This window comes from Williamsia phyllosphaerae (assembly GCF_014635305.1).
Taxonomy (GTDB): domain Bacteria; phylum Actinomycetota; class Actinomycetes; order Mycobacteriales; family Mycobacteriaceae; genus Williamsia_A; species Williamsia_A phyllosphaerae.
The window spans coordinates 435077-458340 of sequence record NZ_BMCS01000003.1; the positions used below are offsets into that span (position 1 = coordinate 435077).

23 protein-coding genes are annotated in these 23264 nt (G+C 70.1%); 22 read left to right on the top strand and 1 reads right to left on the bottom strand.

Annotated elements, in window-relative coordinates:
* The first annotated feature begins 50 nt into the window (after nucleotides 1–50).
* From IEV93_RS20575 to aroB, 4 genes are read left to right on the top strand one after another with little or no spacing between them, the layout of a single operon-like run.
* Nucleotides 51–449, top strand: a complete 399-nt coding sequence (locus tag IEV93_RS20575; RefSeq protein ID WP_188492496.1) for an A24 family peptidase — start codon at nucleotides 51–53, stop codon at nucleotides 447–449.
* Nucleotides 450–498: 49 nt separating this feature from the next.
* Nucleotides 499–1707, top strand: a complete 1209-nt coding sequence (gene aroC / locus IEV93_RS20580) for a chorismate synthase (protein ID WP_188492498.1) — start codon at nucleotides 499–501, stop codon at nucleotides 1705–1707.
* 50 nt (nucleotides 1708–1757) lie between these two features.
* Nucleotides 1758–2294 carry a shikimate kinase gene (locus IEV93_RS20585; RefSeq protein WP_188493274.1) on the top strand — a complete coding sequence of 179 codons (537 nt, stop codon included), beginning with the start codon at nucleotides 1758–1760 and terminating at the stop codon, nucleotides 2292–2294.
* Complete coding sequence (gene aroB, locus IEV93_RS20590; protein WP_188492501.1) at nucleotides 2291–3397, top strand: 3-dehydroquinate synthase; 1107 nt, start codon at nucleotides 2291–2293, stop codon at nucleotides 3395–3397. The genes IEV93_RS20585 and aroB overlap by 4 nt, the downstream gene beginning before the upstream one ends.
* A gap of 24 nt (nucleotides 3398–3421) precedes the next feature.
* Here aroB and IEV93_RS20595 read toward each other — a convergent pair whose 3' ends face one another.
* Nucleotides 3422–3898 (bottom strand): B-4DMT family transporter, encoded by a 477-nt coding sequence (locus IEV93_RS20595; protein WP_188492503.1) that lies wholly within the window; start codon nucleotides 3896–3898, stop codon nucleotides 3422–3424.
* A gap of 71 nt (nucleotides 3899–3969) precedes the next feature.
* Between IEV93_RS20595 and IEV93_RS20600 the strand changes: the two genes are divergently transcribed.
* The 18 genes from IEV93_RS20600 (at nucleotide 3970) to fmt (ending at nucleotide 23211) form a co-directional block, all read left to right on the top strand.
* On the top strand, nucleotides 3970–5097 hold the full coding sequence (locus IEV93_RS20600; protein ID WP_188492505.1) for a M24 family metallopeptidase: 1128 nt from the start codon (nucleotides 3970–3972) through the stop codon (nucleotides 5095–5097).
* Nucleotides 5098–5183: 86 nt separating this feature from the next.
* Nucleotides 5184–5747, top strand: coding sequence for an elongation factor P (gene efp, locus IEV93_RS20605; protein WP_188492507.1), 564 nt, complete (start codon nucleotides 5184–5186; stop codon nucleotides 5745–5747).
* 58 nt (nucleotides 5748–5805) lie between these two features.
* Nucleotides 5806–6282, top strand: a complete 477-nt coding sequence (gene nusB / locus IEV93_RS20610; protein ID WP_188493275.1) for a transcription antitermination factor NusB — start codon at nucleotides 5806–5808, stop codon at nucleotides 6280–6282.
* 101 nt (nucleotides 6283–6383) lie between these two features.
* Nucleotides 6384–6965 carry a bifunctional pyr operon transcriptional regulator/uracil phosphoribosyltransferase PyrR gene (gene pyrR / locus IEV93_RS20615; protein WP_188492509.1) on the top strand — a complete coding sequence of 194 codons (582 nt, stop codon included), beginning with the start codon at nucleotides 6384–6386 and terminating at the stop codon, nucleotides 6963–6965.
* Complete coding sequence (locus IEV93_RS20620) at nucleotides 6965–7915, top strand: aspartate carbamoyltransferase catalytic subunit (RefSeq protein WP_188492511.1); 951 nt, start codon at nucleotides 6965–6967, stop codon at nucleotides 7913–7915. Before pyrR ends, IEV93_RS20620 begins: the two co-directional genes overlap by 1 nt.
* Nucleotides 7912–9237, top strand: a complete 1326-nt coding sequence (locus tag IEV93_RS20625) for a dihydroorotase (RefSeq protein WP_188492513.1) — start codon at nucleotides 7912–7914, stop codon at nucleotides 9235–9237. Before IEV93_RS20620 ends, IEV93_RS20625 begins: the two co-directional genes overlap by 4 nt.
* A gap of 56 nt (nucleotides 9238–9293) precedes the next feature.
* Nucleotides 9294–9818: a PH-like domain-containing protein gene (locus IEV93_RS20630; RefSeq protein ID WP_229705427.1), complete on the top strand. Its 525-nt coding sequence runs from the start codon at nucleotides 9294–9296 to the stop codon at nucleotides 9816–9818.
* Nucleotides 9818–10939, top strand: coding sequence for a glutamine-hydrolyzing carbamoyl-phosphate synthase small subunit (gene carA / locus IEV93_RS20635; protein WP_188492515.1), 1122 nt, complete (start codon nucleotides 9818–9820; stop codon nucleotides 10937–10939). Before IEV93_RS20630 ends, carA begins: the two co-directional genes overlap by 1 nt.
* Nucleotides 10939–14265, top strand: coding sequence for a carbamoyl-phosphate synthase large subunit (gene carB / locus IEV93_RS20640; RefSeq protein ID WP_188492517.1), 3327 nt, complete (start codon nucleotides 10939–10941; stop codon nucleotides 14263–14265). The genes carA and carB overlap by 1 nt, the downstream gene beginning before the upstream one ends.
* On the top strand, nucleotides 14262–15098 hold the full coding sequence (gene pyrF / locus IEV93_RS20645; protein ID WP_188492519.1) for an orotidine-5'-phosphate decarboxylase: 837 nt from the start codon (nucleotides 14262–14264) through the stop codon (nucleotides 15096–15098). Before carB ends, pyrF begins: the two co-directional genes overlap by 4 nt.
* Before the next feature lie 374 nt (nucleotides 15099–15472).
* Nucleotides 15473–15790: an integration host factor, actinobacterial type gene (gene mihF, locus IEV93_RS20650; protein WP_188492521.1), complete on the top strand. Its 318-nt coding sequence runs from the start codon at nucleotides 15473–15475 to the stop codon at nucleotides 15788–15790.
* On the top strand, nucleotides 15787–16386 hold the full coding sequence (gene gmk, locus IEV93_RS20655; protein ID WP_229705428.1) for a guanylate kinase: 600 nt from the start codon (nucleotides 15787–15789) through the stop codon (nucleotides 16384–16386). The genes mihF and gmk overlap by 4 nt, the downstream gene beginning before the upstream one ends.
* A gap of 82 nt (nucleotides 16387–16468) precedes the next feature.
* Nucleotides 16469–16768, top strand: coding sequence for a DNA-directed RNA polymerase subunit omega (gene rpoZ, locus IEV93_RS20660; protein WP_188492523.1), 300 nt, complete (start codon nucleotides 16469–16471; stop codon nucleotides 16766–16768).
* 30 nt (nucleotides 16769–16798) lie between these two features.
* A complete protein-coding gene (gene coaBC / locus IEV93_RS20665) occupies nucleotides 16799–18055 on the top strand; it encodes a bifunctional phosphopantothenoylcysteine decarboxylase/phosphopantothenate--cysteine ligase CoaBC (protein ID WP_188492525.1) in 1257 nt (418 codons plus the stop codon).
* Nucleotides 18056–18206: 151 nt separating this feature from the next.
* Nucleotides 18207–19436, top strand: coding sequence for a methionine adenosyltransferase (gene metK / locus IEV93_RS20670; protein ID WP_188492527.1), 1230 nt, complete (start codon nucleotides 18207–18209; stop codon nucleotides 19434–19436).
* Nucleotides 19437–19494: 58 nt separating this feature from the next.
* On the top strand, nucleotides 19495–21537 hold the full coding sequence (locus tag IEV93_RS20675) for a primosomal protein N' (RefSeq protein ID WP_188492529.1): 2043 nt from the start codon (nucleotides 19495–19497) through the stop codon (nucleotides 21535–21537).
* A gap of 104 nt (nucleotides 21538–21641) precedes the next feature.
* A complete protein-coding gene (gene def / locus IEV93_RS20680; protein ID WP_188492531.1) occupies nucleotides 21642–22232 on the top strand; it encodes a peptide deformylase in 591 nt (196 codons plus the stop codon).
* Between the two features lie 52 nt (nucleotides 22233–22284).
* A complete protein-coding gene (fmt, locus tag IEV93_RS20685; RefSeq protein ID WP_188492533.1) occupies nucleotides 22285–23211 on the top strand; it encodes a methionyl-tRNA formyltransferase in 927 nt (308 codons plus the stop codon).
* The last annotated feature ends 53 nt before the right edge of the window (nucleotides 23212–23264 follow it).

Here is a 23264-nt window from a genome sequence, read left to right on the forward strand (position 1 = left end):
TTCGTGGGCAGTCGCGTGCGGCGCCGACGGACGACCACGATGGTTCGGTGATGATCGTCTCGTTCGCGGTGGTGTCCTGGTTGATCGTCCTGTGCGTACACGATCTACGTGCCCATGTCCTGCCGAACCGGCTGACGGTGCCCGCCGGGGCGGCTGCAGTGGCGATGGGCGTCACCGATCCGCACGTCGGGTTCTCGATTGTGGTCCTGGCCGCGCCGTATCTCGTCGGCGTGAGCCTCGGAGCCTGTGGCGGAGGTGATCTGAAGCTCGCCGTCGGTCTCGGCGGGGTGGTCGCGGATCCGGTGCTCTCACTCCTGGTCGTCGTGGCGGCCGCGCTGACGACGCTCGCGGTGGCCACGGTGCGGGGTCGGCGGACGCGGGGAGCGGGTGTGGCGCACGGTCCCGCGCTCGCGGGTGCGGCCGTCGCGCTCGGTGGTGTCTGGGTCTGAGGCGCCGCGCGTTCGGGGCACGGTGCACCACGTGGAAGAATAGGAACTCGTGTTGCGCTGGATAACTGCCGGAGAATCCCACGGCCCCGCCCTGGTCGCCCTCGTCGAAGGGATGATCGCCGGGGTCGAGGTCACGACGGACGACATATCGTCCCAACTCGCACGTCGCCGCCTCGGCTACGGGCGCGGTGCGCGGATGAAATTCGAGGCCGACAAGGTCACCGTGCTCGGCGGCGTCCGGCACGGCCGCACGCAGGGCGGACCGGTCGCGATCGAGATCGCGAACACCGAGTGGCCCAAGTGGGAGACCGTCATGTCGGCCGACCCGGTGGACCCCGCCGAACTCGCCGACGTCGCGCGCAACGCGCCGCTGACCCGCCCCCGCCCCGGCCACGCCGACTACTCCGGGATGCTCAAGTACGACTTCGACGACGCACGTCCGGTGCTCGAGCGCGCCAGTGCCCGCGAGACCGCGGCCCGCGTCGCCGCCGCGACCGTGGCGCGCAACTTCCTCGCCCAGGTGCTCGACGCGCACGTGGTGTCCCACGTGATCTCCATCGGCGCATCCGAACCCTTCGACGGCGCCACTCCCGGCCCCGACGACCTCGACCGCATCGACGCCAGCCCCGTACGGGCGGCGTCGGCCGAGGCCGAGGCGTCGATGATCGCCGAGATCGAGGCGGCCAAGAAGGCGGGCGACACCCTCGGCGGAGTCGTCGAGGTCGTCGTGACCGGCCTGCCCGTGGGCCTCGGGTCCCACGTCAGCGGCGAGACCCGTCTCGACGCACGCCTGGCCGGTGCCCTGATGGGCATCCAGGCGATGAAGGGCGTGGAGATCGGCGACGGCTTCCTCACCGCACGGCGGCGCGGGAGCCAGGCCCACGACGAGATGGTCCCCGGACCCGACGGCGTCCTGCGTTCGACCAACCGCGCGGGCGGACTCGAGGGCGGCATGACCAATGGTGAGGCCCTGCGCGTGCGGGTGGCCATGAAGCCGATCTCGACGGTGCCCAAGGCGCTCTCGACCGTGGACATGTCCACCGGCGAACAGGCCAGTGCCATCCACCAGCGTTCCGACGTCTGCGCGGTGCCCGCAGCAGGCGTCGTGGCCGAGGCCATGGTCGCGCTCGTCGTCGCGCAGGCCGCACTCGACAAGTTCGGCGGGGACTCGGTCACCGAGACCGCCGACAACGTGCGCCGGTACCGCGAGCGTGCCGCCGCGCGACTCCCCGGCGCGGACCACACCGCGACACCGTGACCGTCGAGCCCGTGTCGGATCACGCCCCGGTGGCCGTCCTCATCGGGTTCATGGGCGCGGGCAAGTCGACCGTCGGTGTCGCGTTGGCCGACCTGTTGGGCGTCGGGTTCTGCGACACCGACCACGAGATCGAGGCCCGCGCCGGCCGCAGTGTCGCCGAGATCTTCGCCGACGAGGGCGAGCAGTTCTTCCGCACGATGGAGGCGCAGGTGGTGGCCGACGTGCTCGCGACCCACCTCGGGGTGATCGCGCTCGGCGGCGGAGCAGTCATGACCCCCGCGGTACGGGCGAGCCTCGCCGGGCACCGCGTGGTCCATCTCGCGGTCACACCCGAGGCGGGCTTCGCGCGCGTCCGATCCTCGCAACGCCCCCTGCTGCGTCCGGGGCCGGTCGCCGGAACCGCCGAGGCCACCCCCGAGGACCGATACCGCGCGCTGCTCACCGAGCGCGCCACGACCTATCACCAGGTCGCCGACATCACCACCGACACCACCGGCCGTGCCCCCGCGGTACTGGCCGACGAGATCGCGCGTGTGCTCGGGGTACGCCCCGCGTCGGCGCCCCGAGACGAAGGACTCCCGCAATGACCGAGCCCATCCGCATCCACGTCGCCACCGAGCGTCCCTACGACGTCGTCATCGGGCGGGGACTGCTCACCGACGTCGTCGAGGCAGCCGCGGGCGCCGACTCGATCGCGATCCTCTATCAGCCGCCGCTGATGGCCACGGCCGAGGCGGTCCGCGAGGCCCTCGCCGCCGCCGGGTTCGACGCGCACCGCATCGAGATCCCCGACGCAGAGGCAGGCAAGGACCTCTCGGTCGCCGCCTTCTGCTGGGAGGTGTTCGGGCGGATCGGCATGAAACGCAACGACATCGTCATCGGCCTGGGCGGGGGAGCGGCCACCGACCTCGCCGGGTTCGTCGCGGCGACCTGGATGCGCGGGGTGCCGGTGATCAACATCCCGACCACCCTGCTCGGCATGGTCGACGCAGCCGTCGGCGGCAAGACGGGCATCAACACCGATGCGGGCAAGAACCTCGTCGGGTCGTTCCACGAGCCCCGCGCGGTGCTCATCGACACCGCGACGCTGGAGACGGTCCCGCCCAACGAGATCATCGCCGGACTCGCCGAGGTCATCAAGACCGGTTTCATCGCCGACCCCGAGATCCTGACGCTCATCGAGGCCGATCCGGCCGCCGCCCGCGACCCCCTCGGCGCGGTGCTCCCCGAACTGATCCGCCGCTCGGTGCAGGTCAAGGCCGACGTCGTAGCCGCGGACCTGCGGGAGTCGTCACTGCGGGAGATCCTGAACTACGGCCACACGCTGGCCCACGCCATCGAGCGACGTGAACAGTACCGCTGGCGTCACGGCGCGGCGGTGTCGGTGGGATTGGTCTACGCCGCCGAACTGGGACGGCTGGCGGGACGGCTCGACGACGCGACCGCGGATCGGCACCGGGAGATCCTGGAGTCGGTCGGCCTGCCCACCGGCTACGACGACGACGCGTTCGGCGACCTGCTCAAGACGATGTCGGGGGACAAGAAGAACCGGTCGGGGGTACTGCGATTCGTCGTCCTCGACGGACTGGCGAAGCCCGGACGACTCGAAGGACCCGACCCGAGCCTGCTGGTCGCGGCGTACGGGGCCATCGCGCGAACCGCGTCGCCGTCGGGCCCCATCCTGCTCTGACCCCAGGGGGTCCGGAGCAGTCGATCAGGCGGTCTGGTGCTCGCGGGTGTCGTCCTGCGCGTTGCGTGCGTCCTTGCGGGACTGGCGATGGGCCAGGAAACGGCCGACCCCCACGCCTGCGAGGGCGGGCACGAAGATCAGCAGCGCGGTGAACGAACCGCCGGCGAAGAGCTCGACGAAAAAGCTGTTCTGCCCCATGCCGCCGAACACGTAGTTGCTCAGCGCCCACGACACGATGCCGGACACCACACCGGCGAGGACACCGGCCTTGAGCCACATGACGGTGAGGTCGGCGTAGTCATCGGGATCGTCGTGCGCGCGTCCGTCGATGATGCCGTCGACGCCACCCCAGATGAGGGCGAGCAACACGACCGCGGCGACCGCAGCCGTCTTCCACAACGTCCCGTGCAACGGGGAGTGAACGATCGCCATACCGAGCAGAACTCGGGCGACGATGTGCACGGCCGACATGGACAGACCGCGAAGCAACCACGAAACCATGGGCGAAGCGTACCCAACGGGCGCTCGGACATGTGCGCCAACACACACTTGGCGACGGTAGCGTGGTCCCGATGACCGCACTGACGCCTTCGGTGACCGATCCACACGCCGCCCACCAGGCACGACGCGACCTTCTGCGCGTGCACATCGCGACACTCGGGGCCGACGCCGCGGTGATCGGCGACCTCGTCAACGTGCGCTATCTGACCGGTTTCACCGGATCCAACGCCGCGCTGCTCGTCTCGGCGTCGGCCGAGGGCGACCGGATCTGCACCGACGGTCGCTACGTGACCCAGGTCGGCGAGCAGGTCCCCGATGTCGAGGCCGTGATCGGGCGCGACTGTCCGGGCACCCTGCTCGACCTCGTCGCGCCGTCGGGCCCCACGGTCGCCGTCGAGGAACACGCGCTCACGGTCACCGCGTGGCGGGCCCTGACCGAGCGCACCGAGGGAGCGCAGCCGCCGGTCCGGCTCGTCGCGCTCGGGCGGGCGGTGGAGAACCTGCGGATGGTGAAGGACGACGGCGAGGTCGAACTGCTGCGCCAGGCCTGCCAGGCCGCCGACGTCGCGCTCGCCACGATCATCGAGCGGGGTGTCATCGCCCCCGGACAGACCGAGCGGCAGGTGGCGCGCAGCCTCGAGTGGGAGATGTACGCGTGCGGCGCCGACGACATCTCGTTCGAGACGATCGTCGCGGCCGGCGCGAACTCGGCCGTCCCGCATCACCGCCCCACCGATGCGATCCTCGCCACCGGCGACTTCGTCAAGATCGACTTCGGTGCCGTCGTCGGGGGGTACCACTCCGACATGACCCGCACCTACGTGCTGGGGTCGGCCGCGGACTGGCAGCACGAGATCTACGAACTCGTCGCCGCCGCCCAGGCGGCCGGGCGGGCCGCGCTGAGCCCCGACGCCCCGGTGGTGGAGGTGGACGCCGCGGCGCGATCGGTGATCGACGACGCCGGCTACGGGGAGAACTACGTGCACGGACTCGGCCACGGCGTCGGTCTGGAGATCCACGAAGCGCCGGGAATCGGCAAGTTGGGGACGGGTACACTGCCATGCGGTGCGGCAGTCACCGTCGAACCCGGTGTCTATCTGCCCGGCAGAGGCGGCGTCCGTATCGAGGACACGCTGGTGGTCCGTGCCGGCGCTCCCGAGCTCCTGACCACCACCGACAAGACATTTTCTGTCATCTAGGCGCGCCCCGGCGCGCCTGGTCGACTTCAAGACGCGCTCGCGCGCGGACCGTGCGCCCGATGTTCGGGTGAGAGGAAGAGACACACGTGGCAAGCACCGCAGATTTCAAGAACGGCCTCGTTCTCCGGATGGACGACCAGCTGTGGCAGATCCAGGAGTTCCAGCACGTCAAGCCCGGCAAGGGGCCGGCCTTCGTGCGCACCAAGATCAAGAACGTGCTCTCGGGCAAGACCGTCGACAAGACGTTCAACGCCGGCGTGAAGGTGGAGACCGCGACGGTCGACCGTCGCGACATGACCTACCTGTACAACGACGGCAGCGACTTCGTCTTCATGGACGCCGAGAACTACGAGCAGGTCTCGATCTCGCCGCAGACCATGGGTGAGGAGTCCCGGTTCCTGCTCGAGGAGATGCGGGTGCAGGTCGCCATGCACGAGGGCAACCCGCTCTACGTCGAGCTGCCGGTCACCGTCGAGCTGCTCGTCTCGCACACCGATCCCGGCGTCCAGGGTGACCGCTCCACCGGCGGCACCAAGCCGGCGACGCTGGAGACCGGCGCGGAGATCGCGGTGCCGCTGTTCATCAACACCGGCGACAAGCTCAAGGTCGACTCGCGCGACGGCAACTATCTGGGGCGCGTGAACTCGTGACCGGTGCGGCAACCCCGGGGTGGGTGCGACCGGTGCGCTGCGCCCGACCCGTGATCCGGTGAAGCAGCCCGGAACACGGCACAAGGCACGCCAGCGCGCCGTCGACCTGCTGTTCGAGGCGGAGGCGAAAAACGTCGCCGCGCTCGATCTCGTCGCGCAGCGGCGCGAGCTCGTCGTCGACGACGAGAGCATCGGGATGATCCACCCGTACACCGCGCGCGTCATCGAGGGCCTGGCCACCGACCGCGCGCAGATCGACGCGGTGCTCGAGTCCCACCTGCGTGAGTGGACGCTGCCACGGCTGCCCGCCGTGGACCGCGCGATCCTGCGACTGGCCGCGTGGGAACTGTTCAACACCCACGACGTGCCGCCGGTCGTGGTGGTCGACGAGGCCGTGGAGCTGGCCAAGGAGCTGTCCACCGACGAGTCGCCCGCGTTCGTCAACGGCGTCCTCGGCCGCATCGTCGAGCTCGCGCCGCAGGTGCGCGCCGCGGCCCAGGCCACCGCGCCCGCCGCCGATCCCGACCGGGAGTGATCCACCTCGCACGATCCGGGCTCCACACGGCCCGACTGCTAGGGTTCTCGGCGACAGACATCCTTTAACGATCCGTCCAGTGAGGCGGAGAAGGAGGTCGGTTGGTGACACCGACTGACGGCGCTCCCAGCACCTCTCGAGTTCTGCTCGACGCCGGGGACGTGACCCGAACCATCGCTCGCATGGCGCATCAGGTGATCGAGAAGACCGCCGTCGACGCCCCCGACGCCCCGCGGGTCATCCTCATCGGGATCCCCACCCGCGGAACCAGTCTCGCGCGGCGCCTCGCGGCCCGTGTCCAGGAGTTCTCCGGAGTCGACATCCCGGTCGGATTCCTCGACATCACCCTCTACCGCGACGACCTGCGGGCCAAGCCGCACCGTCCACTCGAGCGGACGTCGGTCCCGCCGGGCGGCGTCGACTCCGCGCTGGTCATCCTGGTCGACGACGTCCTCTACTCCGGCCGCACCATCCGCGCCGCCCTCGACGCGCTCCGCGACCTCGGTCGTCCCGCCGCGGTGCAACTGGCCGTGCTCATCGACCGCGGACACCGCGAACTGCCGTTCCGGGCCGACTACGTCGGCAAGAACATCCCGACCTCCCGCTCGGAGGACGTGTCGGTGCAGCTCGACGAACACGACGGCATCGATCAGGTCGTCCTGGCCGAACGGCAGGGCGTCTGATGCGCCACCTGCTGTCGGTCACCGACCTCGACGTGTCCGAGGCCGTCGGTCTGCTCGACGAGGCCGAGCGTTTCGAACAGGCCCTCGTCGGCCGCGAGGTCCGCAAGCTGCCCACCCTGCGCGGACGCACCGTGATGACCATGTTCTACGAGAACTCCACCCGCACCCGGGTGTCGTTCGAGGTCGCAGGCAAGTGGATGAGCGCCGACGTGATCAACGTCAGCGCGTCGACGTCGTCGGTGGGCAAGGGGGAGTCGCTGCGTGACACGGCCAAGACCCTGCACGCCGCGGGCGCCGACGCACTGATCATCCGACACCCCGCCTCGGGCGCGGCCCATCAGATCGCCCGATGGACCGACACCGACGGGGACGGTCCGGCCGTCATCAACGCGGGTGACGGGACGCACGAACACCCGACCCAGGCCCTGCTCGACGCGCTCACGCTGCGCCAACGACTCGGATCGCTCGACGGCGCGCGCGTGGCCATCGTCGGGGACATCCTCCACTCGCGGGTCGCGCGGTCCAACGCGCACCTGCTCGCGATGCTCGGCGTGCACGTGGTGCTCGTCGCGCCGCCCACCCTGCTGCCGGTCGGGGTCGAGACGTGGCCGGTCGAGGTGTCGCATCATCTCGACGCCGTGCTGCCCGGACTCGACGCGGTCATGGTGCTGCGGGTGCAGGCCGAACGCATGAACGGTGGGTTCTTCCCGTCGGCCCGCGAGTACTCGATCCGCTACGGACTCAGCGACAAACGGATGGCGATGCTCGACGACCACGCGGTGGTGCTGCATCCCGGACCGATGTTGCGCGGCATGGAGATCGGGTACTCGGTGGCCGATTCACCGCGCGCCACGGTGCTGCAACAGGTGAGCAACGGCGTGCACATGCGGATGGCGGTGCTGTTCCGACTCCTCGTCGGGACCGATGATTCAGGAGGTGGCGGGATATGACGCGCGCGACGGGTGCCGCGAGCAGCTCGCTGCTCATCACCGACGTCCGGCTCTACGGCGAGGGCGATCCGGTCGACGTCCGCGTCGTGGGCGGCGACATCGCCGAGATCGGCGCGGGTCTCGCCGCTGCCGACGAGACCACACAGACCGTCGACGGTCGCGGCGGCGTGCTGCTGCCCGGCTTCGTCGACCTGCACACCCACCTGCGCGAACCCGGTCGTGAGGACACCGAGACCATCGAGACGGGTTCGGCCGCAGCAGCTCTCGGCGGGTACACCGCCGTGTTCGCGATGGCCAACACCGATCCGGTCGCCGACACCGCGGTGCTCACCGACCACGTCTGGCGGCGCGGTCAGGCCGTCGGACTGGTCGATGTGCACCCGGTGGGCGCGGTGACCGTCGGACTGCAGGGCACCCAGCTCGCCGAGCTCGGGGCCATGGCCGACGGCGACGCACACGTGAAGATGTTCAGCGACGACGGCAAATGCGTGCACGACCCGCTGCTGATGCGTCGTGCCCTGGAGTACGCACGCGGGCTCGGTGTCCTGATCGCCCAGCACGCCGAGGAACCCCGCCTGACCGTGGGCGCGATCGCCCACGAGGGGCCGAACGCGGCACGGCTCGGATTGGCCGGCTGGCCCCGCTCGGCCGAGGAGTCCATCGTCGCCCGGGACGCGATCCTGGCCCGCGATGCCGGTGGTCGGGTGCACATCTGCCACGCCTCCACGGCAGGCACGGTGGAGTTGCTGCGGTGGGCCAAGGCGCAGGGCATCGCCATCACCGCCGAGGTCACCCCTCACCACCTGCTGCTCGACGACTCGCGACTGCAGACCTACGACGCCGTGAACAAGGTCAACCCACCGCTGCGCGAGGACTCCGACTGCGTCGCCCTGCGGGCTGCGCTGGCCGAGGGTGTCATCGACTGCGTCGCCACCGACCACGCGCCGCACGCCGAACAGGAGAAGTGCTGCGAGTTCGCCGCCGCGCGCCCGGGCATGCTCGGTCTGCAGACGGCGCTGTCGGTGATCGCGGCGACCATGGTCGCCGACGGCGCCCTCGACTGGCGTGGCGTCGCCCGCGTCATGAGCGAACGGCCCGCCGAGATCGTCGGACTGCCCGACCAGGGCCGCCCGATCGCGATCGGCGAACCCGCCAACCTGACCGTCGTCGACCCGGACGCCACCTGGACGGTGGACGCGTCGGCACTGGCGAGCCGCTCGGCGAACACGCCGTTCGACTCGATGACCCTGCCCGCGCGGGTGGTCGCGACCGTTCTCCGCGGACGGGTCACCGCGATCGACGGAGAGGTGCGTGCCCTGTGAACTCCATCGTGATCATCGCGATCGTGATCGTGGCGTGGGGCGGCATCGTCGGTCTGATGCTGCTCGGTTGGCGTAACCGCGGACGACGCCAGCAGGATGTCATCGGCGCCTTCCCGGACGTCCCGACCGACCCGGGTGCCCTCCTGCTCGGCCCCGACACCGGCGTCTACGTCGGGTCGACGGTCGCACCGAGCTGGCAGGACCGTGTCGCGGTCGGTGACTACGGCGACCGTGCGTCGGCGGAGTTCTCGAACTTCGAACTCGGCATCCTGATCAGCCGGTCCGGAGCGAACCCCATCTGGATCCCACGCGAGTCCATCACCGCGATCCGCACCGAACGCGGGCTCGCAGGCAAGGTGATGACCGCCGACGGCGTGCTCGTCATCCGCTGGACACTGCCCTCGGGCACCGAGATCGACTCGGGTCTGCGGGGCGACAACAAACTGCGTTACCCAGACTGGACGGCGCTCGACCCCCGCGCGGCGGAGGTCCCGGGCGCGACGCCCACCGAATCCGACATCCCCACAACCGGCGACGCGGCCGCCCCGACCGCCGACGAGACACCGAAGGACGACCACTGATGACCTCCGCCCTACTGATCCTGGAGAACGGGCAGGTGTTCACCGGGCAGGCCTACGGTGCCACCGGTCAGACCCTGGGTGAGGCCGTGTTCTGCACCGCGATGACCGGGTACCAGGAGACGCTGACCGATCCCAGCTACCACCGCCAGATCGTGGTCGCGACCGCACCGCAGATCGGCAACACCGGCTGGAACACCGACGACGACGAGAGCCGCGGCGGCAAGATCTGGGTCGCCGGATACGCCGTGCGCAACCCGACCCGTCGCGTGTCGAGCTGGCGCGCCACCAGCACCCTCGACGAGGAGCTGGTGCGGCAGGAGATCGTCGGGATCTCCGGCATCGACACCCGCGCGCTGACCCGGGTGCTGCGTGACCACGGTTCGATGCGGGCCGGTGTCTTCTCCGGGGATGCCCTCGCCGAGACCGACGTCCTGCTCGAGCGGGTCCGCACGGCGCCGTCGATGGCCGGCGCCGATCTCGCCGGCGAGGTCAGCACCGACGCCGACTACGTCGTCGAGCCCGAGGGTGAGCACCGGTTCACCGTCGCCGCCATCGACCTCGGCATCAAGACCAACACCCCGCGGATGTTCGCCCAGCGCGGCATCCGGGTGCACGTGTTCCCCTCGACCGTCGACCCGCAGGCCGTCATCGACCTCGCGCCGGACGGGGTGTTCCTGTCCAACGGACCGGGGGACCCGGCTACCGCCGACGGCGCCGTCGCCCTGACCCGCAGTGTCCTCGAGCAGCGGATCCCGTTGCTGGGCATCTGTTTCGGCAACCAGATCCTCGGCCGAGCGCTCGGCCGAGGGACGTACAAGATGAAATTCGGTCACCGCGGCATCAACATCCCGGTCATCGACCACACCACCGGTCTGGTCTCGATCACCGCGCAGAACCACGGCTTCGCCCTCGAGGGCGAGGCGGGCGAGGAGTTCGACACCGACTTCGGGCGCGCCCGCGTGAGCCACACCTGCGCCAACGACGGCACCGTGGAGGGCGTGGAACTCCTCGACGGGCAGGCGTTCTCGGTGCAGTACCACCCCGAGGCCGCGGCCGGTCCGCATGACGCCGCCTACCTCTTCGACCGTTTCTCCACCGTGATGCAAGGAGCCCGTGCCTGATGCCCCGCCGCACCGACATCTCCCACGTCCTGGTGATCGGGTCGGGTCCGATCGTCATCGGACAGGCCTGCGAGTTCGACTACTCCGGCACCCAGGCGTGCCGCGTCCTGCGCGCCGAGGGGCTGCGCGTCAGCCTGGTGAACTCGAACCCGGCCACGATCATGACCGACCCAGAGTTCGCCGACGCCACCTACATCGAGCCGATCACCGCCGAGTACGTCGAGAAGGTGATCACCACCGAGCGTGACGCCGGCCATCCCATCGACGCCGTCCTGGCCACCCTCGGCGGACAGACCGCGCTGAACTGCGCTGTCGCACTGCATGAGCAGGGCATCCTCGAGCGCTACGACATCGAGCTCATCGGCGCCGACTTCGAGGCCATCCAGCGCGGCGAGGACCGGCAGAAGTTCAAGGACATCGTCGCCAAGGTCGGCGGCGAGAGCGCCCGTTCGCGGGTCTGTTTCACCATGGCCGAGTGCCACGACACCGTCGCCGAACTCGGCTACCCCGTCGTGGTCCGGCCGTCATTCACCATGGGCGGTCTGGGGTCGGGCATGGCCTATGACGCGGCCGACCTCGAGCGCATCGCGGGCGGCGGACTCGCCGCGTCTCCGACGGCCAACGTGCTGATCGAGGAGTCCATCCTCGGGTGGAAGGAATACGAGCTCGAGCTGATGCGCGACGGCAAGGACAACGTCGTCGTGGTCTGCTCCATCGAGAACGTCGACCCGGTCGGCGTGCACACCGGCGACTCGGTGACCGTCGCGCCCGCGATGACGCTGACCGACCGCGAGTACCAGATCATGCGTGACCTCTCCATCGACATCCTGCGGGAGGTCGGGGTCGACACCGGCGGCTGCAACATCCAGTTCGCCATGGACCCCGCCGACGGCCGACTCGTCGTCATCGAGATGAACCCGCGCGTCTCCCGGTCGTCGGCGCTCGCGTCGAAGGCGACCGGCTTCCCGATCGCGAAGATCGCCGCGAAGCTCGCCGTCGGTTACCGACTCGACGAGATCGTCAACGACATCACCGGCGAGACCCCCGCGTGTTTCGAGCCCACGTTGGACTACGTCGTCGTCAAGGCGCCGCGGTTCGCGTTCGAGAAGTTCCCCGGCGCCGACGACACGCTGACCACCACCATGAAGTCGGTGGGCGAGGGGATGTCGTTGGGCCGCAGCTTCGCCGAGGCACTCGGCAAGGTCATGCGGTCGATGGAGACCAAGGCGGGCGGGTTCTGGACCGACGCGGGCACCGACGACTCCCTCGAGGAGATCCTCACCGACATCGCCACCCCGCGCGACGGCCGGCTCTACAAGATCATGGCCGCGTTCGATCTGGGCGCAACCGTCGAGCAGCTCTTCGACGCGACCAAGATCGACCCGTGGTTCCTGGCCGAGATCGAGGCCGTCGGCGAACTCGGACGTCGCGTCCGCGCGGCCGACTCCCTCGACGCCGAGTTGCTGCGCGAGGCGAAGTCCACCGGACTGTCCGATCGTCAGATCGCGGCGCTGCGCGGCGATTTCGCCGACGACGCGGCCGTGGCCGCGCACCGGCGCGCACTCGGTGTCCGGCCGGTCTACAAGACGGTCGACACCTGCGCGGCCGAGTTCGAGGCGAAGACGCCGTACCACTACTCGACCTATGAGATCGATCCCGCGGCGACCAGTGAGATCGCACCGCAGACCGAGCGGGGCAAGGTCCTGATCCTCGGATCCGGCCCCAACCGCATCGGTCAGGGCATCGAGTTCGACTACTCGTGCGTGCACGCCGCGACGACGCTGTCGGAGGCCGGGTACGAGACCGTGATGGTCAACTGCAACCCCGAGACCGTCTCGACCGACTACGACACCGCCGACCGCCTGTACTTCGAGCCGCTGACCTTCGAGGACGTCGTCGAGGTCTACGACGCCGAGAGCGCATCGGGAACCGTGGTGGGCGTCATCGTCCAGCTGGGCGGCCAGACCCCGCTCGGGTTGGCGCGCCGCCTCGAGGAGGCCGGCATCCCGATCGTCGGGACGAGCCCGGCGGCCATCGACCTCGCCGAGGACCGCGGCGAGTTCGGCAAGGTGCTCGACGCGGCCGGGTTGCCCGCCGCGAAGTACGGCATGGCCACGACATTCCCCGAGGCCCGCGCGATCGCGGCCGACATCGGCTACCCGGTGCTGGTCCGACCGTCCTACGTCCTCGGTGGACGCGGCATGGAGATCGTCTACGACGAGCCGTCGCTGGAGGGCTACATCTCGCGGGCGACCGAACTCACCGCAGAGCACCCGGTGCTCGTGGACCGTTTCCTCGAGGACGCGGTCGAGATCGACGTCGACGCGCTGTGCGACGGCACCGAGGTCTACATCGGCGGCGTCATGGAACACATCGAGGAGGCCGGTATCCACTCCGGCGACTCGGCGTGCGCCCTGCCGCCGGTGGCCCTGGGCCGTGCCGACGTCGCCGCTGTGCGCCGCTCCACCGAGGCGCTGGCCAAGGGGATCGGCGTCAAGGGACTGCTCAACGTCCAGTACGCGCTCAAGGACGACATCCTCTACGTGCTCGAGGCCAACCCGCGCGCGAGCCGCACCGTGCCGTTCGTGTCGAAGGCGACCGCGGTGCCGCTGGCCAAGGCGTGTGCCCGGGTGATGCTGGGGGAGACGATCGCCGAACTGCGCGAGCAGGGACTGTTGCCCGCCACCGGCGACGGTGGCGATCTACCGGTGGGTGCGCCCATCGCGGTCAAGGAGGCGGTGCTGCCGTTCAACCGGTTCCGCCGTGCCGACGGCAGCGGGGTCGACTCGCTGCTGAGCCCGGAGATGAAGTCCACCGGCGAGGTCATGGGGATCGACGCCGACTTCGGCCGGTCCTTCGCCAAGTCGCAGACCGCGGCGTACGGCTCCCTGCCCACCTCCGGCGCGATCTTCGTCTCGGTGGCCAACAAGGACAAGCGCGCGCTCATCTTCCCGGTGAAGCGGCTCGCGGCACTCGGGTTCGAGGTGCTCGCGACCGAGGGCACCGCCGATGTGTTGCGCCGCAACGGAATCGCGTGCACGCAGGTGTACAAGCACTCGGACACCGGGTTGCCCGAGGGGGCGCGCACGATCGTCGAGACCATCCGCGCCGGGGAGGTGTCGATGGTCATCAACACCCCGTTCGGCAACTCCGGTCCCCGCATCGACGGCTATGAGATCCGCAGCGCCGCGGTGTCGGTGAACATCCCGTGCATCACCACCGTGCAGGGTGCCAGCGCGGCCGTGCAGGGCATCGAGGCCGCCATCGAAGGCGACATCGGCGTCATGTCGCTGCAGGAACGTCACCGCGCCATGCGCACCCCGTGAGCGCCGACGCGCCCACCGACTTCGCGTCCCGCCACCGGGCCGCGGTCGCCGACCGGGGTCGACTGTGCGTCGGGATCGACCCGCATCCGGGTCTTCTCGACGCCTGGGGGCTGACCGACGACGTCGACGGGCTGCGCCGGTTCGCCGAGATCGCCGTCGCGGCCCTCGCGCCGGTCGCCGCGTCGATCAAGCCGCAGGTGGCGTTGTTCGAACGGTTCGGCTCGGCGGGGTTCGCGGTGCTCGAGCAGACCATCGCGGGCATCGGCGCGGGCGGATCGTTGGTCGTGGCCGACGCCAAGCGCGGTGACATCGGATCCACGATGGACGCGTACGCGAGCGCGTGGCTCCGTGACGGCTCACCGCTGTGCTCGGACTCGGTGACGGTCTCGCCCTACCTCGGGTTCGGATCGCTCGACCCGGCCGTACGGGCCGCCCAGGACAGTGGACGTGGGGTGTTCGTCCTCGCACGGACGTCCAACCCCGAGGGCGCCGCGCTCCAGACCGCGCACGCCGACGGCAGCAGCGTCGCGCAGGCGATCGTCGACGCCGCCGCCGAGACCAACCGCACCGGCCCGTCCGCGGTGGGTCTGGTCGTCGGGGCCACCCGTGCCCACGGACTCGACCTCGGGGCCGTCGGGGGCCCGATCCTCGCGCCGGGGGTGGGGGCACAGGGGGGCACCGCCGCCGATGTCGCCGCGATCTTCGCCGGTGTGCACGAATGGGTGCTGCCCGCCGTGTCGCGGGAGATCCTCCGCCACGGCCCCGACCGCACCGCGCTGTCCGACGCGGTGGCCCGCATGCGCGACGACATCGAGTCCCACCTGCGCGGGTGAACCGGGGGCTCTCGCCCTCCGACGCAGCTCAGCACGTCAAACGACACGCTCGACGGCACGACGAGAATCCCTGGGGTGGGTCGCGGCACACCCGTCACATGCGTCACGTCAGCACCCTGCGCGGGTCACCACCGCGGTGCCGACCGCCGAAGCGGTGTTCCCCTGTCGCACAAAGTCTCTCGTGGTGATATCGGCAGATCCGGGTGCGGGGCCCGAAAAATTCGTCCCGTCGCGGCCCGTGCACGTACAACACCGTCCGTACTGCACAAATGCCGGGGTGGGACTCGCAAATCCCTGTTCACGTCGGTACGGTCGCAGACGCTGCGGAAACGCAGCTCCGACAAGACTCATGTTCTACGAATACGGAGGAACCCGTGGCCCTTCCCCAGTTGACCCCTGAACAGCGCGCTGCTGCTCTGGAGAAGGCGGCTGCCGCTCGCCGTGTGCGCGCGGAGCTCAAGGAGCGGCTCAAGCGTGGCGGCACCGATCTGCAGCAGGTGCTCAAGGACGCAGAGTCCGACGAGATCCTGGGCAAGATGAAGGTGTCTGCCCTGCTCGAGGCCCTGCCCAAGGTCGGCAAGGTCAAGGCTCAGGAGATCATGACCGAGCTCGAGATCGCACCGACCCGCCGCCTGCGCGGCCTGGGCGACCGTCAGCGCAAGGCGCTGCTCGCCAAGTTCGACCAGGGCTGAACGCCCTGAGCTCAGACGTTCGGAGGGGTCGACTGGTTGTTTTGGTCGGCCCCTCCGCCGTCGGCAAGTCCAGCGTCGTGCGACGTCTCCGCGAGCTGATGCCCGATCTCGTGTTCAGCGTCTCGGCCACCACCCGCGCCCCGCGCGCCGGCGAGGTCGACGGTCGCGACTACGACTTCGTCGGCGCCGATCGCTTCGCCGAGATGATCGCCGACGGAGACCTGCTGGAGTGGGCCGAGATCCACGGCGGCCTGCAGCGGTCGGGGACACCCGCGCGACCGGTGTTCGACGCCCTCGAGGCCGGCTCATCCGTCCTGGTCGAGGTCGACATCGCGGGTGCGCGCGCCGTTCAGGCCCGACTCGCCGACGCCATCACGGTGTTCCTGACCCCGCCCAGCTGGGAGGTCCTGGTCGAACGCCTGACCGGACGGGGCACCGAGACCGCCGAGGTCATCGAACGCCGACTCGAGACCGCACGGGCCGAACTGGCCATCGCCCACGAGTTCGACCACGTCATCGTCAACGACGATGTCGACCGGGTGGCGCAAAACTTGGTAAGCTTGCTGGTCGGGCGTGAGGATTCCCGGACGCCGTGATCGGCGACCGTCGTGTACACCCGCCTGAACAGTGCGTTTCGACCGACGAGATGTCACAGACAGTACGAAGTGAGGACTTTGCGTGAGCAGTCAGACCAGCGTCGAACCGACCGACATCGCCGACGCCCCGGCCTACGACACCCCGTTGGGCATCACCAACCCGCCCATCGATGAGTTGCTCGAGCGTGCCTCCTCGAAGTACGCCCTGGTGATCTACGCGGCCAAGCGCGCCCGGCAGATCAACGACTACTACAACCAGCTCGGCGACGGCATCCTCGAATACGTGGGTCCCCTGGTCGAGCCGGGCATGCAGGAGAAGCCGCTCTCGATCGCCATGCGCGAGATCCACGCCGATCTGCTCGAGCACACCGAAGGCGAGTAGTCCCATTCGCGGTGAGCGGGACGAGGCGGCGTGAGCGGTAGCGGCACGTCGCGGCGAGTCGTCGTCGGGATAGGCGGCGGGATCGCCGCCTACAAGACCTGTTCGGTCATCCGCCACTTCACCGAGGCGGGGCACGACGTCCGGGTCATCCCGACGCGTTCCGCGCTCGAGTTCATCGGGGCCGCCACGCTCGAGGCGCTGAGCGGCAACCCGGTCAGCGCCGAGGTGTTCGACGACGTCGAGCACGTCCCGCACGTCCGCATCGGCCAACAGGCCGACCTGGTGATCGTGGCGCCGGCGACCGCGGACCTGATGGCCCGCACGGCCACCGGCCGTGCCGACGACCTCCTCAGCGCAACCCTGCTCACCGCCCGGTGCCCGGTGCTCTACGCCCCGGCGATGCACACCGAGATGTGGGAGCACCCGGCCACCCAGCACAACGTCGAGACGATCCGTTCGCGGGGAGGCGTCGTGATGACCCCGGCGTCGGGACGACTCACCGGCAAGGACACCGGCGCCGGGCGACTGCCCGACCCGTCGGAGATCGCCCTGATGGGCGAGGTGCTGCTCAGTGACCCGGACGCCTTGACCTACGACCTGCGTGGCACGCGGGTCCTGATCACCGCCGGCGGCACCCGCGAACCGTTGGACCCGGTCCGCTACCTCGGCAACCGCAGCTCCGGCAAGCAGGGGTTCGCGCTCGCCCGCGCGGCGTCGCACCGCGGCGCCACGGTGACGTTGATCGCGGGCGCCACGGCTGAACTGGCCGTCCCGTCCGGCGTCGAGCTGATCCCGGTGGTGACCGCGGCGCAGATGTCCGAGGAGATCGCCAAGCGATCCGACGAGGCCGACGTCGTCATCATGGCGGCCGCGGTCGCCGACTTCCGTCCGGTCAGCGTCGCGGACTCCAAGATCAAGAAGGGTTCGGCCGGTCCGGCCCCGATCGAACTCACCACCAATCCCGACATCCTGCGCTCGCTCGTCGCCGCTCGCACCGCGGGTGAGGTCGCCGCGTCGACCGTCATCGTCGGGTTCGCCGCCGAGACCGGCGACGCCACCGGGGGAGTGCTCGACCACGGCCGGGAGAAGTTGGCGCGCAAGGGATGTGACCTGCTGGTGGTGAACGCGGTCGGTGACGGAAAGGCGTTCGGCACCGACGACAACACCGGCTGGTTGCTCGCGGCGACCGGAACCGAGACCGCGTTGCCGCTCGGATCGAAAACACTCATGGCGAGCCGAATACTGGACGCCGTCACCGATCTACTACCCGTGGATCGATGTAGCTGAGGAACGCAGTCACACCGGCTGGCCAGGTCACCGATCGACCGCCGGTATGTGTACCTTGAGAAATCGTTACTCGGGGGACACACGAACACCTGCGGGTACACACCTGCCGTCTCCACCACTGACCACTCCCGTGCAATCTCGAGAGGAAATGATGACCAGTTCTGGCCACCGTCTCACCGGAGCCTCCCGGCTCTTCACCAGCGAATCGGTCACCGAGGGCCATCCGGACAAGATCTGCGATGCCATCAGTGACTCGATCCTCGACGCGCTGCTCGAGCAGGACAAGCACTCCCGCGTCGCCGTGGAGACGCTGGTCACCACCGGCCAGGTCCACGTCGCCGGTGAGGTCACCACCTCGGCCTACGCCGACATCCCGAAGATCGTGCGCGACAAGGTGCTCGAGATCGGCTACGACTCGTCCTCCAAGGGCTTCGACGGCGCCTCGTGCGGCGTCAACGTCGCGATCGGCGCGCAGTCGCCCGACATCGCGCAGGGTGTCGACAACGCCTACGAGGCGCGGGTCGACGGCGAGACCGACGAGATCGACAAGCAGGGCGCCGGCGACCAGGGCCTGATGTTCGGCTACGCCACCGTCGAGACCCCCGAGTACATGCCGGTCCCGATCGCGCTGGCCCACCGCCTGTCGCGTCGCCTCACCGAGGTCCGCAAGAACGGCACGCTGCCGTACCTGCGTCCCGACGGCAAGACCCAGGTCACCATCGAGTACAACGGCGACCAGCCGGTCCGTCTCGACACCGTCGTCCTGTCGACCCAGCACGCGGCCGACATCGACCTCATCAAGATGCTCACCCCCGACATCAAGACCCACGTCGTCGACACCGTGCTGGCCGATCTGGACCTGCCGACGCTCGACACCTCCGACGTGCGTCTGCTGGTCAACCCGACCGGCAAGTTCGTGCTCGGTGGACCCATGGGCGACGCCGGGCTCACCGGCCGCAAGATCATCGTCGACACCTACGGCGGCATGGCCCGCCACGGTGGCGGCGCGTTCTCCGGCAAGGACCCGTCGAAGGTCGACCGCAGCGCGGCGTACGCGATGCGGTGGGTGGCCAAGAACGCCGTCGCCGCCGGCCTCGCACAGCGCATCGAGGTCCAGGTCGCCTACGCCATCGGCAAGGCCGCCCCGGTCGGTCTGTTCGTCGAGACGTTCGGCACCGAGACCGTCGACCCGTCCAAGATCCAGGCCGCGATCGCCGAGGTCTTCGACCTGCGTCCCGGCGCGATCATCCGCGACCTCGACCTGCTGCGGCCGATCTACGCGCCGACCGCGGCCTACGGTCACTTCGGCCGCACCGACGTCGACCTCCCGTGGGAGAACACCGACCGCGCCGACAAGCTGAAGGCGGCCGCCGGCCTGTGACGACCCGGACCGTCACGACGGTCCGTCTGAGCACCATCCACACAGACGCCACCGATCGATGAGCGCACGCGCTGCCACACGCACGCCCGCTGCTCATCGGCCGGTGGCGTCCGTGTTGCCCATGTTGGGTCTCGCCCACCTCGATCGGCCGTTCGACTACCAGGTCGACGCCGATCAGGACGAGGCCGCCGTCCCCGGCGCCCGCGTACGAGTCCGGTTCTCCGGGCGCCTCGTCGACGGTTTCGTCCTCGACCGCCTCGAGGCGAGTGAGCACCCGGGCAAGTTGGGGTGGCTCGATCGGGTGGTCTCGCCCGAACCCGTACTGACCCCCGAGGTCGCGGCCCTCTGCCGCGCGGTCGCCGACCGGTACGCGGGCACCATGACCGACGTCCTGCGTCTGGCCATCCCCCCGCGGCACGGCCGGACCGAACAGGCTCCCGACACCACCACGGACACCACGGTGGCACCCGAGACGATCCCCGATGCGCCCGATCCCGCCGGGTGGGCCCGCTACCGCAACGCCGAGTCCTTCACCGGTGTGGTCGGTGCCGGCGGGCCCGGCCGAGCCGCCTGGCAGGCCCTGCCGGGCGAGGACTGGTCGCTGCGACTGGCCGAGCTGGCCACCCACGCGGTGCGCTCCGGGCACGGCGTCCTGATCGTGGTCCCCGACCAACGCGACCTCGACCGCGTCGAGCGGGCATGCCGCGAGGTCCTCGGCGACACCGTCGTCGCACTGTCGGCCGGTCTCGGGCCCGCCGCGCGCTACCGCCGGTGGTTGCGGGTGCTGCGCGGGACGGCCATGGTCGTCGTCGGCACCCGCAGCACCGCCTTCGCCCCCGTCCACCGCCTCGGGCTGATGGTCGTCTGGGACGACGGCGACGACAGCCTCACCGAACCCCGCGCGCCCTACCCGCACCCGCGGGAGGTGGCCGTCCTGCGCGCCGCGGAGAGCGGGTGCGCACTCGTGATCGGCGGTCTGACCCGTACCGCCGAGACACAGACCCTCGTCGACTCCGGCTGGATGCACGACCTCGTCGCCGACCGGGCGACGGTCCGCGCCCATGCGCCGCGGATACTCGCGATCAGCGACGAGGACCGCCGCGTCGCCCGCGACCCCAACGCCCGGATCGTGCGCATCCCGGAGATCGCCTTCGACGCCGCCCGTGCCGCGCTGGCCGCGCAGACGCCGGTGCTGATCAGTGTGCCGCGACGCGGCTATCACCCGTCGCTGGCCTGCGAACGCTGCCGCACCCGCGTCCGCTGTCGGCGCTGCCGCGGACCGATGTACGCCGACGGTCCCACCGCCCGCGGCGAACCCGTGCGTATCACCTGCCGATGGTGCGGACATCACGAGTCGTCCTTCCGGTGTGCCGAGTGCGGCGACACCCACCTGCGCGCCCTCACCTCCGGTTCGCGACGCACCGCCGAGGAACTGGGCAAGGCGTTCTCGGGTGTGCCGGTGATCACCTCCGGTGGCGACCACATGGTCGACACCGTCCCCGCCGGTGCGCGCGTGGTCGTCTCGACCCCGGGGGCCGAACCGGTCGCCGAGGGCGGGTACGGCGCCGCGGTGCTGCTCGACACCTGGGCGCAGATGGACCGGCCCGATCTCCGTGCCGGCGAGCAGACCCTGCGCCGCTGGTTCGCCGCGATCACCCTGGTCCGTTCGGCGGCCGACAGCGGGACCGCAGTCATCGTGGCCGACGCCGGGATCCCGGTGGTGCAGGCCGCCATCAGGTTCGACGCGGTCGGTTTCGCGAAGGACGAGGTCGCACAGCGCGCCGAGCTCGGACTGCCCCCCGCGGTGACGATGGCGTCGGTGGACGGAACGGCGACGTCGATCGCCGCGTTCGCGGACTCGGTGGCCCTGCCCACGACCGGCGAGGTGCTCGGACCGGTCGACCTCCCGCCCGACGCCCGGCCACCGGCGGGCAGCGACCGCGCAGGCGACGGTGGTGACATCGCGCGGATCCTGTTACGCGTCAACCGTTCCGAGGGGCGGGAGCTGGTCCGTGCGCTGCGGGACGCGCAGATCGCGCGCACCACCCACCACGATGCCGGGGCGTTACGGGTGCAGGTCGACCCGCCGACGATCGGCTGACGTCGGCAGCGGGACGATCGGCGTCGATCCGCGGCCGGACGAGCCCATAGACTCGTACGCGCCCCGGTGCACCACGGTGCCGGGCAGGACGAGAGGACGCAGACGTGTCGGTGGTGCCCATCCGGTTGTTCGGTGATCCGGTGCTGCGCACCCGCGCGGCTGAGGTCACCGACTTCGGTCCCGAGCTCGGTCGCCTGATCGACGACATGTTCGAGACCATGGACCGGCACAACGGTGCGGGCCTCGCCGCGACGCAGATCGGTGTCGAGTCCCGGGTCTTCGTCTTCAACTGCGGGGGGATGCGCGGACACATCGTCAACCCGGTCTTCACGGTCGAGGGCGACGACACCCAGACCGGTCCGGAGGGCTGCCTGTCGATCCCGGGGATCCAGGCGTCCTGCACCCGTGCGGCGGTCGTGACGGTCAGCGGCGTCAACCGCGACGGCGTCCCGCTGCACTTCACCGCCGAGGACATCGTCGCCCGCGCGATCCAGCACGAGACCGACCATCTCGACGGTGTGCTCTTCCTGCAGCGCCTCGAGCCCACGATCCGCAAGGGCGCGATGCGCGCGGTCCGGGAATCGGAGTGGTTCGCCGCGGGTGTCACCAGCAGCGACGACCCCGGCGCGTACCCGACGACGTGGGTACACGAGCCCGACGAGGCCGGTATGACGCCCAGCAGGGTCGCCGAGTGAGAATCGAGCGGAGCGAGGCTCGGAGCGAGAGCGGGCCCTGCGAGATGACACTGTGAGGATCGTGTTCGCCGGGACGCCGGAACCTGCGGTGGCATCGCTGCGGCGTCTGATCGACTCACCCGATCACGAGGTCGTCGGTGTCATCACCCGCCCCGACGCCGAGTCCGGCCGTGGTCGCAAGGTCCTGCGGTCACCGGTGGGAACGTTGGCCGACGGGGCGGGCGTCGAGGTGATCACGCCACGTCGGCTGTCCGAGCCGGAGGCGGTCGCGACGCTGACCGCATGGGCGCCGGACTGCTGCGCGGTCGTCGCCTACGGTGCGTTGGTACCGAAGGCGCTGCTCGACCTGCCGCAGCACGGATGGATCAACCTGCACTTCTCGCTGCTGCCGGCCTGGCGCGGCGCCGCCCCGGTCCAGGCGGCCATCGCCGCGGGCGACGAGATCACCGGCGCCAGCACCTTTCAGATCGAGGCCGGCCTCGACACCGGCCCGGTGTTCGGCACGCTCACCGAACGGATCCGACCCACCGACACCAGTGGTGATCTCCTCGATCGACTGGCCGAACACGGATCGCACCTGCTGGTCTCGACCCTCGACGGGATCGAGCGCGGTGAGCTCGTCGGGGTGCCGCAGCCCTCGGACGGGGTCAGCCTCGCCCCCAAGGTCGATGTCGCCGACGCGCGCGTCCGCTGGGATCGTCCCGCACACATCGTCGACCGCCAGATTCGTTCGGCCACACCGGCTCCCGGAAGCTGGACCGAGTTGGGAGAAGTCCGTTTGAAGATCGGCCCGGTCACCATGACCGACGATGAACCGCTGCCCGCGGGCGAGCTCGCGGTGTCGAAGAAGTCTGTCCTGGTGGGGACCGGTTCCGCGCCGGTCCGGCTGAGCACGGTGCAACCCCCCGGGAAGAAGCCGATGGCCGCAGCCGACTGGGCCCGCGGCGCACATCTCGACACCGGCGCGGTGCTCTCATGATTTACCACGACTGTGCGTTCGCTCTGCAGTCCGGACCGGTCGGCGGTGGGGTC

Coding starts and splice junctions, on each gene's coding strand:
- IEV93_RS20600 (WP_188492505.1), top strand. CDS start 3,970: ATGACCGCACTGACGCCTTCGGTGACCGATCCACACGCCGCCCACCAG.
- IEV93_RS20620 (WP_188492511.1), top strand. CDS start 6,965: ATGCGCCACCTGCTGTCGGTCACCGACCTCGACGTGTCCGAGGCCGTC.
- IEV93_RS20585 (WP_188493274.1), top strand. CDS start 1,758: ATGGGCGCGGGCAAGTCGACCGTCGGTGTCGCGTTGGCCGACCTGTTG.
- aroB (WP_188492501.1), top strand. CDS start 2,291: ATGACCGAGCCCATCCGCATCCACGTCGCCACCGAGCGTCCCTACGAC.
- IEV93_RS20675 (WP_188492529.1), top strand. CDS start 19,495: ATGAGCGCACGCGCTGCCACACGCACGCCCGCTGCTCATCGGCCGGTG.
- carB (WP_188492517.1), top strand. CDS start 10,939: ATGCCCCGCCGCACCGACATCTCCCACGTCCTGGTGATCGGGTCGGGT.
- IEV93_RS20625 (WP_188492513.1), top strand. CDS start 7,912: ATGACGCGCGCGACGGGTGCCGCGAGCAGCTCGCTGCTCATCACCGAC.
- IEV93_RS20630 (WP_229705427.1), top strand. CDS start 9,294: ATGCTGCTCGGTTGGCGTAACCGCGGACGACGCCAGCAGGATGTCATC.
- IEV93_RS20595 (WP_188492503.1), bottom strand. CDS start 3,898: ATGGTTTCGTGGTTGCTTCGCGGTCTGTCCATGTCGGCCGTGCACATC.
- carA (WP_188492515.1), top strand. CDS start 9,818: ATGACCTCCGCCCTACTGATCCTGGAGAACGGGCAGGTGTTCACCGGG.
- metK (WP_188492527.1), top strand. CDS start 18,207: ATGACCAGTTCTGGCCACCGTCTCACCGGAGCCTCCCGGCTCTTCACC.
- IEV93_RS20575 (WP_188492496.1), top strand. CDS start 51: ATGATCGTCTCGTTCGCGGTGGTGTCCTGGTTGATCGTCCTGTGCGTA.